This window comes from Streptomyces ochraceiscleroticus, assembly GCF_000720485.1.
Lineage (GTDB): Bacteria > Actinomycetota > Actinomycetes > Streptomycetales > Streptomycetaceae > Streptomyces > Streptomyces ochraceiscleroticus.
Genome location: NZ_JOAX01000007.1, coordinates 166,450 through 183,068 on the forward strand (window position 1 = coordinate 166,450; position 16,619 = coordinate 183,068).

Consider the following 16,619-nt stretch of genomic DNA (forward strand, 5'->3'; position numbering starts at 1 on the left):
CAGTGATCACATCAGAGCGGGGAGGAGCATGAGCGACCTCAAGGTTTTCCGGCTCAGAGGCGGCCGGGCCACGGAGATACCGGGTGCGTCGGTGGCAGTGGAGCGGGAGCTGCAGTCGCTGGTCGAGGCGAATATGGAGGCGATGCTGGGCATCCGCTTCCTGGCGACGGAGTATCCGACCGGTCAGCACCGTGGACGGATCGACTCGCTCGGGCTGGATGAGAACTGCAATCCGGTGATCGTGGAGTACAAGCGCTCGCGGGACCAGAACGTGATCAACCAGGCGCTGTCCTATCTGTACTGGCTGCAGGGTCATACGCACGAGTTCGAGAATCTGGTCAAGGAGAAGCTGGGCGTCGAGGCGGCAGGGTCGGTGGACTGGAGCAACCCGCGCCTGGTGTGCATCGCGGGAGCGTTCTCGCACCACGACAAGGTCGCCGTGCAGATGATCGGTCACCGGATCGACCTGCTGACCTACCGGGTCTTCGACGACGTGCTCACGCTGCAAATGGTCGCCTCCGTTGCCGGCCGTGCCGCCACCCAGCGCAGCGCCGTGGCATCGTCGGCGCGCACGTCGGGAAGCGGGCGGACTGCGGGGGCAAAATCGGTGCAGCAGTACCTCGACGAGGCGCCACAGTCCCTCCGGGATCTGTATGAGCGGCTGGACGCGGTGCTTCGCGGGTGTGACGGCGTGCGCAAGGAGACGCAGCTGCACTACATCGCCTACCGGCGGATCAAGAACCTGGCCACCGTGCGCGTCCAGCCACGCAAACACCAGCTGGTGGTGAACCTGCTGCTGGATCCGGACACGGTCGAGCTGGAGGATGGCTTCACCCGCGACCTCCGCGGGACGGGCTGCTTGGGCGTACGGAACGGTGTCGAGCTGCGCCTGGGTTCCTACAACGACCTGCACCGGGCCGCCGATCTCCTGCAGCGCAGCGTCGCGGCAGCCTGAGCTGCACAACCTTTCAGGGCGGTGCCTCCCCTCGGAGAGGCACCGCCCTTTTTCTGCGTACGAGGCTCTGTGCCGGATCTCGCGCTCATGCTTCGGGGCCGGCGAGGTCGTAGTCGTCCTGGGCGAGGGCGCGCTCCAGGCGCTGTTCGGCGATGTCGGCGTAGTGGTCGGACAGCTCGATGCCGATGAACTGCCGGCCTTCACGCAGGGCGGCGACGCCGGTGGAGCCCGAGCCTGTGAAAGGGTCGAGGACGGTGCCGCCCTGGGGGCAGATCTTCACCAGTTCCTGCATCACCTCGGTGGGCTTCTGGGTGATGTGCACCCGGCCCTTGCGGGGCTGGCTGGCGGTGTAGAGGCCGGGGAGGTAGACGGGGTTGCGGTGGGGGTCGACCGGGCCCTTGGTGCCCCAGACGATGTATTCGCAGGACTGCTTCAGGCGGCCCTTCTGGGGGCGGGAGACCGGCTTGTGCCAGGAGGCGATCCCGCGCCAAGTCCATCCGGCGGCCTGAAGTGCGTCGGTGGTGGTGGGCAACTGGCGCCAGTCGGTGAAGACCAGGGCGGTGCCGGACTCGACAGTTGCGCGGTAGGACTCGGTCAGCAGCAGGGTGAGCCAGTAGCCGTAGCTGCGCTGGTCGCGGTTCTCGCCGGGGAAGTTGGCGAGGTTGTGCTCGGCGTCCGCGGCGGTGTACTTCGCCCGCGCGGTACGGCCGGTGCGCTCGCTGCTGGTCCGGCCGCCGGAGTTGTACGGCGGGTCGGTGATCAGCGCGTCGACACTGTTGTCGGGGAGTTCCGACAGCTTGGTCAGCGCGTCGCCTCGGTGCAAGGTGTAAGGCATTTCAGCTAGCTCTCTCTCGGGAACAAGCGCACGTTTCCCATTCCGCAGAGGAGTACGTGCGCCGGGGAAGGCGCTCAACCCGTGAGCCCGGCGGGATGAGCGCGAATGATCGCTGGAGAGTAGTCCAGTGATTCCGGCAGGACCAAGCCAGGAAGACGCTCCGGCGGGCGGCCGGTTGGGCTGCTTGGTGCGGCCGGAATTCGTGTCTACAGTCTCGGCGTGTTCATCGGCCAGAGCTTCGGTTCTGCCTGACTGAGCTGTGCTGATGCATATTGTCCCGTCCAATTCGGGGCGCAGCAGCACGCCGTGGGCATCTCCGGACAGGGAAGAGAGCTATTTCCGCATGTGGCGCGTGAGATTACCAGCGCGGCTTGCTGCCGCGCTTCGCTGAGCGGTCCGGTGGCCGGGTAATAGCAGGCCCGGCCGCTGGCCTCGCCACCCCTCTTTTCAGGGTCTAAGTCTCGTGCGGTGTGGTGCGGGTGGGCCTTTTCGACGAGAGCGCCCGTGCTCACCACTTACGTATAAGGAGCTGCGCTGCTGATGCGGCCTCCCCTGACATGCCCGGCGGCACGGCCAGGAATACGGTTCGCTGCCCAACCTGGTCCGCGCTCGTGAACAAGACCGTGCTGGTCATTGGCGCGGTGGTGGCCGCGCCGATGCTGCTGATCGCCCCCATGACGATGGCCGTGGCCGGTGCGCACAGCGCCGAGGCCGCCTGTAAAAGACGGCGCGGGTCGCGACGTTGATTCGGCGGCGGTCGCGAAGCAGGTCCGTTCGCTCCTGAAGAGCGGCAAGACCGATTCGGTCCACGTCACAGGGCTCGGTGCTCCCAAGGAGCAGATCCCCAATGCGCAGAAGATCCATGCCACCGGCGTCACGCTGAAGATGCCGGTCCGCGGGCAAGTAGTCGCACTGGCCACGGCCCTGCAGGAGTCGGGCCTGCGCAACCTCAACTACGGGGACCGGGACTCCCTCGGCTTGTTCCAGCAACGCCCGAGCCAGGGCTGGGGGACGCCGGCGCAGGTGCGGGATCCGGTGCATGCGTCGACAACGTTCTACGAGCACCTGAAGAAGGTCTCGGGCTGGCAGTCGATGACCGTCGCCCAGGCCGCCCAAGCCGTGCAGGCCAGCGCCCAACCCGACGCGTACGCGAAGTGGGAGCCGCTGGCCACCGCGCTGCAGAAAGCCCTGGCTCAGTCTCTCAAGGACAGCGGCGCTTCCGGCAAAGACGCCGGTAAGGGTTTCAAGACCGATGTCTCACCTGCGCCCGAGTGCAATAACGAGGACGGTTCGTCGTTCGGTCCGATCCCGAAGGGCAAGGTACCGAAGGGGTACACGATCCCAGCATCGGCCCCCAGGCCGGTCCGCCGGGCGATCCGGTGGGGTCTGGGCCAGCTCGGGACGCCCTACCAGTGGGGTGGTTCGTGTGCGCATGCGCACGGCAGGGACCCGATGGGCCGGTGTGACTGCTCCTCGCTGATGCAGGCGTCGTACAAGGCCGGTGGGATCGCGCTTTCGCGGACCACGTACACGCAGGTCAAGGAGGGCAAGGCGGTTAACCCGGAGCGAGTGAAGGCCGGGGATCTGCTCTTCACCGAAGGCAGTGCCGCCCGGCCGGAACACGTGGGGATGTACATCGGGCACGGTCTGATCCTGCAGGCCCCGCACACCGGTGACGTCGTCAAGATCTCCCGGCTGGCCGAGTGGCGCCCCTCCCTCCTCGCCGCACGCCGCGTCGCCTGACGCGCCTTCCCTCCCTTCCTCCCCTCACACGATTTCCGGGCCTTCACACGCCCGCACTCGACCAGGAGTTCTCTTGAAGCTCGCGCAGCATGTGCAGTATCTGGCCTACAACCCAGGCGTACATCCCAACGACGGCGGCCTGCCCGGTCTCGACGTGCTGAAGAAGGTCATGGGCTCGATCAACCTCTTCGGCATCATCGCCGTCGTCGGCGCCCTGGCGATCTCAGCGCTGATCTGGGCCTGGGGCCACCATTCCGGTGGTCACCAGGCCGAGCAGAACGGCAAGAAGGGCGTCACGGTGGCCGCCGGATGTGCCCTGCTGCTCGGCGCCGCCAACGGCATCGTCGCCTTCTTCAGCGCGATGGGGACGCAGGTGCACTGATGCCCAAGCAACGATTCCCCACCCCCTCGGGCCGGTTCGTCGGTGCCTCGTCCTCCGTGGCGCGGCGTGCCGTGATGGTTGCCATCATCCTCGCCGTGCTGGCCGGCGTCGCCGGCCTGGTCGGCTACCTCACCCGCTCCGAGACTTCGGGGCCGCGACCAACGTCCGGTTCACATTCCGCTCCTGCAGCACCGCGCCAAACGCCTCACCCCCGTTCCCAGGAAGCGGTGGCGAAGCCGCCGCACACCAACAACCCTGTCACCTTCGCGAAGGCGGCGACCAAGGCGCTGTGGACGTACGACACCCGGCACGCCTCCCGCACCGAGCACCTGTCTGGACTCCAGGAATGGATGACCGGCGAGAAGCAATACCGCGACTGGAAGTCCGTGAGCGGACAGGTGCCCGGTAAGGCCCTGTGGTCGCAGATGCACGACAACGCTCAGCACGCCACCGCGTCGGTCGAGGAAGGACATCTGCCCGAGGCGTTCAAGAGCGCCTTGGCCGAGGACCCCGGTGCGATCACGCAGGCGTACGTCTATGCCGTCACCGTCACTGGCAAGCAGTCCCTCGCCTGGAAGCACGACGGTTCCGGGGCCGAGCCACGCTCGGTCACGCTCGCCGTCCAGTGCCGGCCGCACCACGACTGCGCACTGTCGGGCGTGCTGCCGGAGGTCGCCCCGTGATCGCCACCGAAGTATGGAAGGAGGCGCTCCGTGGGGGCCTGTGACCTTCCGCTGATGAACCAGGTGTGCGGCGCCGTGGGTGGTGTGGTCGGCAAGACCGGTGAGGCCGTCACCAGCGGCATCGGCGCCTGGATCGCCAAGTCGATGGGCGAGGTCGCCCAGTCCGCCGCCGACCTGGCCTCCAGGGCCGTGGACAAGACCACCGCCGTCGATCTGAACGCCGAGTGGTTCCGCCACAACTACGAGCTGATCCTCCCCATCGGCCTGGTACTCACCGTCGGCACCTTCTGCCTGCAGCTCACCCGCGCCGCCTGGCGCCGGGACGAACGCGCACTGGCGCAGGCGGCGTTCGGGACGATGACCGGAGTCTTCTTCGCCTTCGCCGCCATCACCTGCACCACTGTGGCCCTCACCGTCACCGACGCCCTGTCCGCCGGCCTGTTCAAGGCGGCGAACTCTTCGATCGACGATGCGATCCGGCGCGTGGTCAAGGTGAACGAGCTGGGGGCGATGTACGGCCTGGGCTGGGGCGTGCCGGCCATCGTCGCGCTGGGCTGCGCGATCGGTGCGTTTCTGTACTGGGCGGTGATGGTCGCCCGCAAGGTCGGCATCCTGGTGCTGGTCACCCTGGCGATCTTCGCTGGTGCCGGCGGTGGCTGGGAGGTCGCCAAGCGCTGGCGGCGCGGCTGGATCGAGGCCACCGCCACGTTGGTCGTCTCCAAGCTCTTGATGACGATCGTCTTTCTGCTCGGCGTCTCCGCGATGGGCAAGTCCGACTCGCACGGTGGCCTGGGGGCCCTGTCGGACGCCATGGCCGGCATCGTCGTGATGGTCCTGGTGCTGCTCTGTCCGTATGCGACGTACAAGTTCGTGCACTGGGCCTCCGACGGCGGCGGGCATGACGACCTGCACCGCACGGGCGTCGCGGGCCTCGGTACTGCGGCTGGGGCGGCGAAGACCGCGGGTCAGCTGGCCCTGCAGGCCAAGGCCGGCGGGATCGCCCCGCAGGGCCCGACGAAGGTGCCCGGTCAGGGTGCCGGAGGGGTGGCATCGGGCATCGACCCGGCCGGTGGCTCCGGCAGCGGGAAGCCGAAGCAGACCCACTTCCGCTTCGGTGAAGACCCGAACGCCCCGGGCGACAAGGGCCGCGCACTGGTCCGGCGTTCTCCTACCGGTGGCGACCGGGGCCAGCCCCTCATCCGCCGCCCCGGCCAGGAGACCGAAGGCAGCTCGGACGCCGCACCCGTCTCCTCCGGTCCGACGCCCCAGGGAGCCACTGGCGGTGCATCCAGCGGAGCGCCGCAGGGTTACTCCTCTCGGCGCAACGGCCCGCCTCCCACGGGCGGGCCCTCGCCGCAGGGCGGTGCGACTCCGCAGCGGTGGGTCTACCCCAGCCCACCGCATAAGTCGGGCTCCTGACCCGGCAACCGGGGGCGGGCACCGGCCCGCGCGGCGCCCGCCCCCAGGCTGCCTTTCCCTCCCCCTTCTTTCGCTCGTGTTCCTAGCTAGGACGGCTTTGCCCATGACCTCCGACTCGCCCAGTAACGGTGGCCCGGCCACCGTGAAATTCCCTCACCGCACTCGCCGAGGCATCCTGATGGGGCTATCCGCCCCACAGTTGACCGGCGTCGCAGTAACCGGACTGCTGCTCCTCGGCACACTGCTGACCTACGGCGTCGTCGGCGCGCTGCAACTGATACCGGTCTGGGCCGTGCTGCTGACGCCGATCTTCGTCCGGCATCGGGGACGCTCGCTGGCGGACTGGGTGCCTATCGCCCTGCGCTATGCCCTACGCCGGATGAAGGGGCAGCTGCTCTGGCTGGCCCGTCCGTCAGCCCGTCCGCGCCGGGCGGGGCTGTTGCACCTGCCTGGAACGGCTGCCTCGCTGCGGGTGGTTTCCTCCCCCGACGGGCGTCTTGGCGCCGTACACGACCCGCACCGGGCCACGCTGACCGCGGTGGTGCGGGTCTCGGCCCGCGCCTTCGCACTGCTGGACCCGGCGGCGCAGTCGGCGAACGTGGCCGGCTGGGGCCGCACCCTGGCCGCGCTCGCCCGCACCGGCCACATCGCTCGCATCCAGGTCCTGGAGCGCACCGTCCCCGACAGCGGTGACGCGCTCCACCGCTACTGGAACGAGCACGGCATCGCGGACGCACCGTTGGCCGGGCAGGTCTATCGCGACCTGATCCAGGCCGCCGGGCCGGCCGCCGCACCGCACGAGGCATACGTCGCCCTCGCCCTGGACATGAAGGCGGCCCGTCACCTGATCAACCAGGCCGGCGGCGGGCTGACCGGTGCCTTCACCGTGCTGGCGCAGCTGACCTCCACCTTCGACCAGGCGGCGCGGAACTCCGGTCTCGCCCCAGGCCCGTGGCTGTCGGCCGACGAGGTGGCGGCGGTGATTCGCACCGCCTACGACCCGGGCGCCTCCGCCGCACTCGACCAGTGGTCCGACACGGGCCGCCCCCAGGCCGCTCCGTCGGCTGCCGGGCCAGTGGTGCTGGTGGAGAAGAGCGACCGCATCACTACCGACTCCGCCCACCATGCCACCTACTGGATCGAGAACTGGCCCCGCATCGAAACCTCGCCCGGCTTCCTGCATCAGCTGCTGTTCGCCTCCGGCGTGCGCCGCACCCTCTCCCTGACCTACGCCCCCAAGGGGCTGGACGCCGCGCTCAAGGACGTCCAACGCAAGAAGGCGTCCGTTATCGCCGATGCCGCCGAACGCGCCCGCAAGGGACAGGTCGAATCCGAAGAGGACTCCGTTGAATACGCCGACATCAAGGACCGCGAACGCCAGTTGATCGCCGGTCACGCAGATGTCGCCCTCACCGGGCTGCTGACCGTCTCCGCCGAAACCGACGAGGCCCTCAACTCCGCGTGCGCGGCGATCGAGACCGCTGCCGTCTCCGCCATGACCGACCTGCGACGGCTGACCTGGCAGCAGGCCGAAGCCTTCACCGCCGCAGCCGTCCCCCTCGCCCGCCTCTGAAGTCACCCGATCGAAGGCTCCTTCATGTCGACCGACCCGCTGCCCGACCTGGCCGAGGACTTCGTGCCGTTCGCCACCGCAGCACTCGACTTCCACCGAACCCTCAACCTGCCCACAGCCCAGATCGCCGCCGGCCGGGCGGAGCTCGACGCCCTGCACGCCCATGTGCTCGCGCTGTACGGGCTGCTCGGCTCCCACACCGCCCGCACCGCCCCGGTGGCGAAGGTGGAGGGAGACCACCTGCGGGCGACGCGGATCCGGCTATGGCAGGCCGCCGACCACCTCCACGACGCCTTCCACGCAGCCCCACATGCCGACGGCCGTCTCCTGAGCCGGGAGGCGTGCCGCGCCCGGCTCCCGGAGGGCGCGCCCGGCCTCACCATCTGCCGACGCCATCTCGCCACCGCCGTCCGGGTGCGCCGCGACCACACACCAGCCGACCTCCACGACCCCGTCACCGGCCTCATTCGCCACTGATTTTCCACCCACCGACAGGAGCACCGCCGAGCATGCCCGCAACGCGACCCCGCGCCAGTGCCAGCCCGCTCTACACGCCCCGCAAGGCCGACCGTCGCGCACGCCGGGCGGTGCGGGAGCAGTTCACCACCGCCCGCGAGCAGGCGCGCCACGCCTCCCGGCCCCCAATGCGTCACATCAGCCCCGGCATTGACTCTGAGCTGCGGGCCACCTACGCACCGGCGGGACGCCCAGGTCCTGCCTCCGCCCGCGGTGGCAGCCTCAAGCTCCCACCGCACCGCATGACGACGGCCGTCGCGGCCGGGGCGTATCCGTTTCTGGCCGAGGGTGGGCTCGGCGCGCAGGGGCTCTACGTCGGTCATGACGTCCATGCCGAGGGCGCCTTCGTCTTCGACCCGTTCGCCCTTTACGGCAAGCTGGATGGCTTCACCAACCCCAACATCCTGCTGGCCGGGGTCATCGGCATGGGCAAGTCCGCCCTGGCCAAGTCCCTCGCCGTCCGGGCCGTCGCCTTCGGCTACCGCATCTACGTCCCATGCGATCCCAAGGGCGAGTGGTCCGTCGTCGCTCGCGAGCTGGGCGGGCAGACCATCGCCCTCGGCCCGGGCCTCCCCGGGCGGCTGAACCCCCTGGACGCCCCGGCCCGGCCGCGCGGGGTGAGTGCGGAGGACTGGCGCACCGAGGTCCGCAAGCGCCGCCTGCTCCTGCTTGGCTCACTGGCGAAGACGGTACTGCGCCGGGAGCTGCACCCCATGGAGCACACCGCGCTCGACATCGCCCTCGACCAGACGGTCGCCCGCGCCGATGCCGGCGGCACCACGCCGCTTCTCGGGCAGGTCGCACACGCTCTGGGCTCACCGGAACAGCTCGATGCCGCGCTCGGTGAGATGCCCGGCCGTCTCGGCCATGCGGCCGAAGATCTCGCCCACGCCCTGCGCCGCCTGGTCCACGGCGACCTGGAAGGACTCTTCGACGCTCCCTCGACGGTCGCCTTCGACGCGAGCGCCCCGATGCTGTCGATCGACCTTTCCCGCCTGGGCGGTGCCGGCGACGACACCGCCCTCGTCCTGGCCATGACCTGCGCGTCCGCGTGGATGGAATCCGCGCTCGCCGACCCCGAAGCCGGGCGGCGATGGGTGATCTACGACGAAGCCTGGCGGGTCATGCGACACGCCGCACTGCTGGAGCGCATGCAGTCTCAGTGGAAGCTCAGCCGAGGGCTGGGCATCGCCAACATGATGGTCATCCACCGCCTCTCCGACCTGCTGGCTGCCGGGGATGCGGGCTCACGCGGGCGGGCGCTGGCAGAGGGCCTGCTCACCGACTGCTCCACGCGGATCATCTACCGCCAGGAAGCCGACCAGCTCCGATCCGCCGCTGCCCTGCTTGGGCTGACAGGAGTCGAGACACAGGCCGTCTCCGCTCTCACCAAGGGGCGCGGCTTGTGGAAGGTGACGGGCCGCTCCTTCATCACACAGCACTTGCTGCACCCGCGCGAGCGCGAGCTTTTCGATACAGACGCGCGGATGTCGGCCTGAACTCGCCAAGGAGGCGTGGGAGCCGATCGACCGTGAACCTGAACCCCCTTCCGGAGGCGCCCGTGCCGACCCATCGCTGGTGCCGTCGAATCCTGCTCCGCCCGCCACCGGCCGTCGCGGCCAATACGCCGAGCGCTGCCAGCTGACGCCCCTGGTTCCCATATCGCTGTCCCTCGGCACCACCAAATCCCTCTTCGCAGCCCATCCTCGGCGCGGGCATGCCGTACGGCAGCTTGCGGCCACTGCCCCACGTCTAGTCCCGCGGGCTACAGCACGCTGCCCGCCCACACCCGATATCCGCTAGGAGGAACGCTTCCGTGCCGCATCCACCCGAACCCGCCGTCGCCTTCGGTCGCATCCCCGACCTGGGGGTCGCCGCCGCCGTCGCCGATGACCGGCCCTTCCTCGACGAGGTACTGCGTCGGCACGGCTTCGAATACAGCCCCCGGCGGGACATCTATCTGCTGCCGCCCGGTACCGCCCACGACGCCGCGGTGCAGACGGTGGCCGCCGCGACCCAGCGGTTCCAGGGCGCAGGCTTGTCGGTCGCGGCCGATCCCCGCCTCGTCGTACCACCCGCCTCCTCCACTTCGCACTCGAACGGCCCGGCCTCCGGGCCGTCCCAGGGCCGGCCGCAGAACCTGCAGACGGATGACGCAGCCCGTGCCCGAGCTGCCACGGCCTCCTCGCCACATCGCCCCATCGCACCGGCGAGGAGCTTCACTCCCGAGGCCGCCCCGCCATCGGCGGTCCCGCAAGTTGCCGCCCGCCGCCATCGCTGACCTCTCCCACCATCACCTGCGAGGAATTTCCCGTGCCCGTGAAGAAGATCTGGCCCATCGACCATGCGTGCGGTCACAGCGTTGAGACCGATCTGACCGCCCGCCCCGCCGACCAGCGTGCCGGCTATGCCCGATGGCTCGCCGCGCGGGACTGCACCGACTGCTGGCGTGCCACCCGTGAGGAGGGCAGCGAATCCACAGCCGAGTGGCTGGCGAAGAAGCGTGCCGAGGAACAGGCCGAGGCAGAGACGTGGGCCGAGAGGTACCGGATGCCACCGCTGGAGGGCAGCGAGCGCGCCGTCGGCTGGGCGGCGCGGTGCCGCCGCCAACTCGTCACTGCTGCGTACAGCACCCTCGTCATCGAAGGCGGGGCCGATGAGAGCGGCTGGGAGGCCATCGAGGACGCGGTACGAACCATCACCCGCGCCGGCTGGTGGATAGACCAGCGCGCCGCCGACCCCGCTGACCTGCCAGAACTTCTCCAGGCCGCCAGCGAGACCGACCGCTCCACCGAGAACCCGCACTTCTGACCCCAGGACCTCTTTCTCACCAGCACACCGCCCGCCAGGAGCCCAGCCATGACCGTACGCAGATCGTCCCTCGCTCCTCGCGCTCCCCCTTCCCTCTCCGCCTGGAACCTGCCTTGCCCTACGCGCGTACCAGGACGCCCTCGACGACCACGAGTACGGACGTCCTCCTCTATCTCCTACTCGCCCTGGCCGCCCTGGGTTTCGGCGGCGGCTCTCTTGCCTGGCTGTTCGGCAACCTCGTCGACACCGCTCTCGACTCCGGGCCCTGGGCACATTTCGAACCAACACAGGCCCTCTTCCATCCCCACCAGCTCTGGCCGCACCTGCCTGGCCCCGCGCTACTGGTGGGCTGCTACGGCATTCCGACGCTGCTGCTGGCGACGGGTGCTGTCGTCGGGCTGAAGCTGTGGCTGCGCTTCCGTGCGAATCCGCGCGGGCTGGCCGGCCCGCGGGACCTGGGCGACCTGCTGCCGAAAAAGGCCGCCGCGAAGGCGACCGGCCTACGCGCCAGCCTCAGCGGTGTCCCGCTCAAGGCTGTCGCTCCTGATGACCGCGGTGTCCTCCTCGGCACTCTCCAGCCCGGCGCGGCGGAGGTGCGCGCCTCCTGGGAGGACGTACTGCTGGCGATCATGGCACCGCGCTCGGGCAAAACCTCCAGCCTGGCAATCCCCGCGATCCTGAGGGCGCCAGGGCCAGTGCTGCTCACCTCCAACAAGGCGGCCAACGACGCCTTCACCGCGACGGTCGACGCACGCGCTCGCGTGGGAACGGTGTGGACGCTGGACCCTCAGCAGATCGCGCACGCCGAGCAGACGATGTGGTGGGACATCCTCGCCGACGCCCACGACCTGGCCGGAGCACGACGGCTGGCCCAGCACTTCGTCACCGCCAGCGTGAACGAATCCAGCGCCGGAGACTTCTGGTCCACCGCCGCCGCCAACACCCTCACCGCACTCTTCCTCGCCGCCGCCCGCGGCGGACGCCCCGTCACCGAGGTGACCGCGTGGCTGGCCTCCCCGGCCGACCGCACGCCCATCGACCTGCTCACCGATGCCGGCCTGGACGCCGTCGCCGCCCAGCTACAGGGCACCGTCGCCGGTGCCGTGGAGACCCGCGACGGCATCTTCGAGACCGCGCGGCAGTACGCCAGCTGCCTGCTCGACCCACGCATCGCCGCCTGGGTCACCCCACCCCAAGGCAACACGAAGCTCCGGCAATTCCGCCCGGAGGCATTCTCCACCAGCCGCGACACCCTCTTCCTTCTATCGAAGGACGGCGGCGGCTCCGCCTCGGCGATCATCGCCGCCGCTGCCGATGCCGTGATGCGCGCGGCCGTCGTCCAGGCCGAACGCGCGGGCGGACGCCTGGACCCGCCGATGCTGGCAATCCTGGATGAGGCGGCGAACGTCTGCCGCATCCAGGACCTGCCCGACCTCTACTCCCACCTCGGCTCCCGCGGCGTCATCCCGATCACAATCCTGCAGTCCTACCGACAGGGCCAGCGGGTGTGGGGCGACACCGGCATGGACGCCCTCTGGTCGGCGGCAACGATCAAGCTGATCGGCTCCGGCATCGACGACGCCGACTTCGCCGACAAGCTCTCCCGCCTGGCGGGCGACCGCGACGTGCAGACCGTGTCGGTGTCCACCAGCGAGTCCGGCAAGTCCTCCTCCCTCTCCATGCGGCAGGAACGCGTCCTGCCGGCCGATGCCATCCGCGCGCTGCCCAAGGGCTCCGCGTTGCTGCTGGCCACCGGCATCCGCCCCGCCCTGCTCGACCTCAAGCCCTGGTACCGCGAACCGAACGCCGACCGACTCGGCGCCGCGTCACAGCAGGCCACGGCCGCTATCACCGAACGCGCCCTTGCCCAGGACCGGCCGCACCCTGACGAGTACGGCCCCGCGACATGACGCCTACGGCCTCGTTCTGCGCCCGAGCGAGACACCCGGCCAGTTCCTGTGTCCGTTGATCTTCCATTCTCGCCGAGGTGCCCTCGTGCCTTCCTTCTCCCTCTCTCCGTACATCTCCCACCGGCTTGCCGGTACCGCCGCCGTCTACCGCGGAGGTCGCTGGTGGCTCGACGCCCACAGCGGTGCCGTCCCCTCAGACGACGCGCTCACGCGGGCCCTTGACCGTCACGCCGCTGACCTGGCCGCGGCCAACCGTGCCGTCGCTGCCCTGGAGCAGGCGTGACCGTGATGACGCCGCTGTTCCAGGCCGAGCAGGCCGTCCTGGGCGCGGCCCTGCTGGAGCCGCGCCAGCTCGGCCCCCTGTCCGACTGGCTCCGGCCCGAACACTTCTACCGGCCCGCACACGCCGCCCTGTACGCCGCGATGCTCGACCTGCACAGCGAGCAGCACCCCGTGACGACAGCGCCGCCTGATGTACCGGTCCCGCTGGACTGGGTCAACGACACGCTCGCACGGGCGAGCGCGCACACGCGCGGCCTCACCGCCTCGCACCTGCACGCCCTCGCCTCAGCGTGCCCGCGCCCCGCGCACGCGCCGCTCTACGGGCGGATGGTTCTGGAGGGCGCCATCCACCGCAGCGTCGCCGAGCACGCCGCGCGCCTTTACCACGCCGCGCGCACCGACGCCGACCGTGGCGCCGACGTCGCTGAGACCCTGCGCCAGGCCGATGTGCTGCGGGACGTGCTCAATGATCTCGGCCGCCGCTGGGGTACCGAGCCCCGTGTCACTCAGCCAGCAGCGCCCCAGACCGCATCCGCTGCGCCAACGGACATGGTGGATCAGCGGCTAATGGCCGACGAGGAGTTCCTCCTGGGCACGCTGACCACCTCGCCGCAGCAGCTGGGAGAGGTTGCCGACTGGCTGCGCCCGGAGGACTTCGCCGACCCCGGCCACAGGCAGATCTACCGCGCGCTGGCGGCCCTCCGTCACCGGGGAGAACCGATCGATCAGCTCACCCTGCTGTGGGAGTGCCAACGCCGCGGCGCGCTCGCCGACGGCACACTGGACGCCGACCGCGTCCGCCGCCTGTGCGACACCGCAGCCGGAGGCTCGGCCGACTACTTCGGCGAACAGGTCCTCAACGCCGCCCTGCTCCGCACCGCCGCCACCAGCGCCCACCACATCCGAAACCTGGCCAAGGACCCATCTCTAGCTCCCACCCGCCTCATCGGCCATGCCGTGCACCACTTGGAACCGTTGGAGTCGATCCGTCGCCGCCGAGAAACCTCCCACGCCGAACCGGCGCCCAACACCCCACAGCAGGCCGAAGAGGCCGCTCCACCACCGGCACGCGCCATCGCTGCCCGTACCCGGAGTCGCCCCCGCTTCCCCGCTACCTCAGCCCCCGCAGCACCTACGCCACCAGCACCGGCCGAGCCCCGCCGTCCTCACACCCGCAGGAGCCACTCGTAACTTTCCCCCCGCTTTACTCCACACGCCCTGCGGGCTGGCCGATTATGGCGACCAGCCCACTCGACACCCTGCTGGCCGGCTACGCGCGGCGCGAAGCAGAGGTAACCGGCGGTTGGGCGACCTTCTCCGGCTCATCGTGAGGCAGCATGCCCTGCGGGTCGATGAGCGGAACGACTACTGGCCAAAGGTCATCGCCGGCTGGGTTCGCCACCCCGTCGTGCCGCATGGCCACGGCAAAGCCCGCTCCCGATAGCAGATCCGCCAGTTGAAGCGACGGATGGTCCTTGGACTGCCCTCGCAGAAGATTTCCGAGGTGCACTCCTCTGGACAGGTACCGAAATTCCAGGGGGCCACGGTCTCGCGCGTCTTGTTCAATGAGATCGAAATTTGCGTCGGTCAGGGCTCTTTGGTCATCGATCAGCATGTTGACTCTACCCAGCCTCCTTGACCAGTTTCCTGTGATGGCGGCGACCGCCGGAATCAGCGGCTCGAGAGCCTGTGGGATTGCTGCGTCGGGGCCGTGAGCGTCATCGAGGTACTCGTGAGCCTCCCGCCGTGTGGCGCGGAGCAGTTCCAGCGTTTCGGTGACCTTGCGGCGGTATGAGCGGGCCCATGCCTCCTCTACCACGTCGTAGAAGTCGTCGACCGTCACCTTCTGGTCTCGGTTTCTGTGAGCGGTAAAGGCGACGGTAGTGGCCAGCAGTCGGTCAAAGAGAGCGGGGCCCAAAGCCCGGGGGCCCTCGGTGAACAGGCTGCGCGCCATCTGCCGGGCCCGGCCAGTATTGCGGATGTCGCGCCCCTGCTTATGGGCAGCTTCCTCGATGAACAAGTCGATCAGTTTAGCGACGACAAAGTAGTGCTTGTCGATCAGGTATATCGATGCGCGTCCGTGCAGGACACCTCCCGAGGCCAGGAGTTCGGAGAGGACCGCGCGACGCCGGTGGTTGTCCGGGCCGGTGAACATCTTGGAGAACTTCAACTCGGGGGCCTGGATACGGCAGGCCTGGCGCACATCGTCGAGGATGGGGCCGGCCTCGTCATCGCTGAGGGCCACTGAGCCCATGGCCATGTAGCGGCTGCGCGGTGCGCCGTGCAGCTGATCCCCGTCACAGCCGGACTCATCCACCGCTACCCACTGACCGGAGTGCCCCTGACTTTTGGTGACATCGGAGCAATTGCGCCGGGCGTAGTTTGGCCCGAGGAGACCGGTGCCGTCATTGGGCTGTCGGGAGGTGTCGCTCATGGGGTGCTCCTGTCGGGGGTGATTGCATGTGTGGCAGGCAGACACTCGCCGCGACCTGCCAGCTGTCGATATGTGGGTGCTGGTGGGGTGAGCGGCGCGCTTCCCTGGTGCGATTGCTGTGCCGGTAAGTCAGGGCTCATGGAAGGTCAGTGTTTGCGCGTCAAGGTCGAGTTCGAGGTGGCCGCCGCCGTGCTTGCGCAGCTGCCGCCAGGCGTTGTAGCCGGTCGTGATCGCTTTCTCCCAGTCAGCGGCGCGCAGGACGCTGACTTCCAGGTGGGCGGTCATGTGGTCGATAGTGGTGAGCAGTTCGTGGTCGATGTGGCCGGCGCCGGCGAAGTAGTCGTGGCGGCTGGCGTAGGAGAAGACCAGGGCGCTGATCCCCTCTTCGATGGCTATGGCGCGGCCGCCGTCTTCGGCCTCGTCGGTGCCGGGGTGGCTTTTGCGTTTGCGGTTCAGCAGGAAGCGGCTGACGGGTGACCAGCCCAGGACAGCGGCGTGGGCGAGATGGAAGGCGTCGTGGAAGCGGTAGTCGTCCTCGATGTGGCTGGCGCTGGTGAGGGGGTCGCCGGCCGGTGTGCCGTCTTCCCGAGTGAGGACAATGACGGTGCGGCCGTCGGGCCGGAGGGTGGGAGTGAAGGTGACCGTGGTGCGGCGGGGCAGCTGTTCGTGGGGCGGGTAGCCCACGTCGAAGCGAGGCCGCTGGTCCTCGGGGGTGGCGCGCCAGCGGTCCTTGGTCTTTTCCAGGCTGGCGGCCGCGATGTCCTCCAGATCCAGGCCCAGGAGGTGGGCGAGAGTGGCGGTGTACCACAGGACGTCGCCGAGTTCTTCGCGCAGCTGCTGTTTGGACGGGCCGGCCCCGGCGCCGTCACGCTGGCGTTTTTTGTAGGCGCTGGCCACGGATCCGGTCTCGCCGACAAGGCCGAGGAGAGGGATGAGGACCGGGTCGGTGCCGTCGGCGGCGGGCTGCAGGGTCTTGCGGGCGGCTTGCTGATAACGGGCGAGATGCACGCACACTCCTATGAAGGATCTTCCAACAAGGCTGTCGGATTTCCCGACATCGCTCTACAGTAGGTCAT

General features: G+C 69.3%; 15 protein-coding genes and 1 pseudogene. 13 read left to right on the plus strand and 3 right to left on the minus strand.

The window, feature by feature from the left end:
• Window positions 1–28 precede the first annotated feature (28 nt).
• Window positions 29–955, plus strand: coding sequence for a DUF5655 domain-containing protein (locus IG84_RS0111670; RefSeq protein ID WP_031054708.1), 927 nt, complete (start codon window positions 29–31; stop codon window positions 953–955).
• 85 nt (window positions 956–1,040) lie between these two features.
• On the opposite strand, the gene IG84_RS0111675 is transcribed toward IG84_RS0111670, so the two are convergent.
• Entirely contained in the window at window positions 1,041–1,790 is a 750-nt protein-coding gene (locus tag IG84_RS0111675) for a DNA-methyltransferase (RefSeq protein WP_031054709.1), read from the minus strand.
• 611 nt (window positions 1,791–2,401) lie between these two features.
• Here IG84_RS0111675 and IG84_RS37900 point away from each other — a divergent pair.
• The 12 genes and pseudogenes from IG84_RS37900 (at window position 2,402) to IG84_RS0111735 (ending at window position 14,300) form a co-directional block, all read left to right on the plus strand.
• Window positions 2,402–3,533: pseudogene (locus IG84_RS37900) on the plus strand (C40 family peptidase).
• Window positions 3,534–3,606: 73 nt separating this feature from the next.
• Window positions 3,607–3,915 (plus strand): DUF6112 family protein, encoded by a 309-nt coding sequence (locus tag IG84_RS0111685; RefSeq protein WP_031054712.1) that lies wholly within the window; start codon window positions 3,607–3,609, stop codon window positions 3,913–3,915.
• A complete protein-coding gene (locus IG84_RS0111690) occupies window positions 3,915–4,598 on the plus strand; it encodes a hypothetical protein (protein ID WP_031054714.1) in 684 nt (227 codons plus the stop codon). The genes IG84_RS0111685 and IG84_RS0111690 overlap by 1 nt, the downstream gene beginning before the upstream one ends.
• A gap of 30 nt (window positions 4,599–4,628) precedes the next feature.
• Window positions 4,629–6,017, plus strand: a complete 1,389-nt coding sequence (locus tag IG84_RS0111695) for an SCO6881 family protein (RefSeq protein ID WP_037799983.1) — start codon at window positions 4,629–4,631, stop codon at window positions 6,015–6,017.
• 103 nt (window positions 6,018–6,120) lie between these two features.
• Window positions 6,121–7,590 (plus strand): SCO6880 family protein, encoded by a 1,470-nt coding sequence (locus tag IG84_RS0111700; protein ID WP_031054717.1) that lies wholly within the window; start codon window positions 6,121–6,123, stop codon window positions 7,588–7,590.
• A 24-nt stretch (window positions 7,591–7,614) separates the two neighbouring features.
• Entirely contained in the window at window positions 7,615–8,067 is a 453-nt protein-coding gene (locus tag IG84_RS0111705) for a DUF6238 family protein (protein ID WP_031054719.1), read from the plus strand.
• Between the two features lie 32 nt (window positions 8,068–8,099).
• A complete protein-coding gene (locus tag IG84_RS0111710) occupies window positions 8,100–9,605 on the plus strand; it encodes an ATP-binding protein (protein ID WP_031054720.1) in 1,506 nt (501 codons plus the stop codon).
• A gap of 317 nt (window positions 9,606–9,922) precedes the next feature.
• Complete coding sequence (locus IG84_RS41105) at window positions 9,923–10,387, plus strand: hypothetical protein (RefSeq protein WP_031054721.1); 465 nt, start codon at window positions 9,923–9,925, stop codon at window positions 10,385–10,387.
• 32 nt (window positions 10,388–10,419) lie between these two features.
• A complete protein-coding gene (locus IG84_RS0111720) occupies window positions 10,420–10,917 on the plus strand; it encodes a hypothetical protein (RefSeq protein WP_031054723.1) in 498 nt (165 codons plus the stop codon).
• A gap of 113 nt (window positions 10,918–11,030) precedes the next feature.
• Window positions 11,031–12,827 carry a type IV secretory system conjugative DNA transfer family protein gene (locus IG84_RS0111725; RefSeq protein WP_031054726.1) on the plus strand — a complete coding sequence of 599 codons (1,797 nt, stop codon included), beginning with the start codon at window positions 11,031–11,033 and terminating at the stop codon, window positions 12,825–12,827.
• Between the two features lie 85 nt (window positions 12,828–12,912).
• Complete coding sequence (locus IG84_RS37905; protein WP_037799985.1) at window positions 12,913–13,110, plus strand: hypothetical protein; 198 nt, start codon at window positions 12,913–12,915, stop codon at window positions 13,108–13,110.
• Window positions 13,111–13,115: 5 nt separating this feature from the next.
• Entirely contained in the window at window positions 13,116–14,300 is a 1,185-nt protein-coding gene (locus IG84_RS0111735; protein ID WP_037800040.1) for a DnaB-like helicase N-terminal domain-containing protein, read from the plus strand.
• A gap of 79 nt (window positions 14,301–14,379) precedes the next feature.
• Here the strand turns inward: IG84_RS0111735 and IG84_RS0111740 are convergent, their stop codons facing one another.
• Window positions 14,380–15,543, minus strand: coding sequence for a hypothetical protein (locus tag IG84_RS0111740; RefSeq protein WP_031054731.1), 1,164 nt, complete (start codon window positions 15,541–15,543; stop codon window positions 14,380–14,382).
• Between the two features lie 129 nt (window positions 15,544–15,672).
• Entirely contained in the window at window positions 15,673–16,551 is an 879-nt protein-coding gene (locus IG84_RS0111745) for a nucleoside triphosphate pyrophosphohydrolase family protein (RefSeq protein WP_031054733.1), read from the minus strand.
• Window positions 16,552–16,619: the final 68 nt, after the last annotated feature.

Coding starts and splice junctions, on each gene's coding strand:
- IG84_RS0111670 (WP_031054708.1), top strand. CDS start 29: ATGAGCGACCTCAAGGTTTTCCGGCTCAGAGGCGGCCGGGCCACGGAG.
- IG84_RS0111705 (WP_031054719.1), top strand. CDS start 7,615: ATGTCGACCGACCCGCTGCCCGACCTGGCCGAGGACTTCGTGCCGTTC.
- IG84_RS0111700 (WP_031054717.1), top strand. CDS start 6,121: ATGACCTCCGACTCGCCCAGTAACGGTGGCCCGGCCACCGTGAAATTC.
- IG84_RS0111735 (WP_037800040.1), top strand. CDS start 13,116: ATGACGCCGCTGTTCCAGGCCGAGCAGGCCGTCCTGGGCGCGGCCCTG.
- IG84_RS0111710 (WP_031054720.1), top strand. CDS start 8,100: ATGCCCGCAACGCGACCCCGCGCCAGTGCCAGCCCGCTCTACACGCCC.
- IG84_RS0111675 (WP_031054709.1), bottom strand. CDS start 1,790: ATGCCTTACACCTTGCACCGAGGCGACGCGCTGACCAAGCTGTCGGAA.
- IG84_RS0111740 (WP_031054731.1), bottom strand. CDS start 15,543: ATGAGCGACACCTCCCGACAGCCCAATGACGGCACCGGTCTCCTCGGG.
- IG84_RS0111690 (WP_031054714.1), top strand. CDS start 3,915: ATGCCCAAGCAACGATTCCCCACCCCCTCGGGCCGGTTCGTCGGTGCC.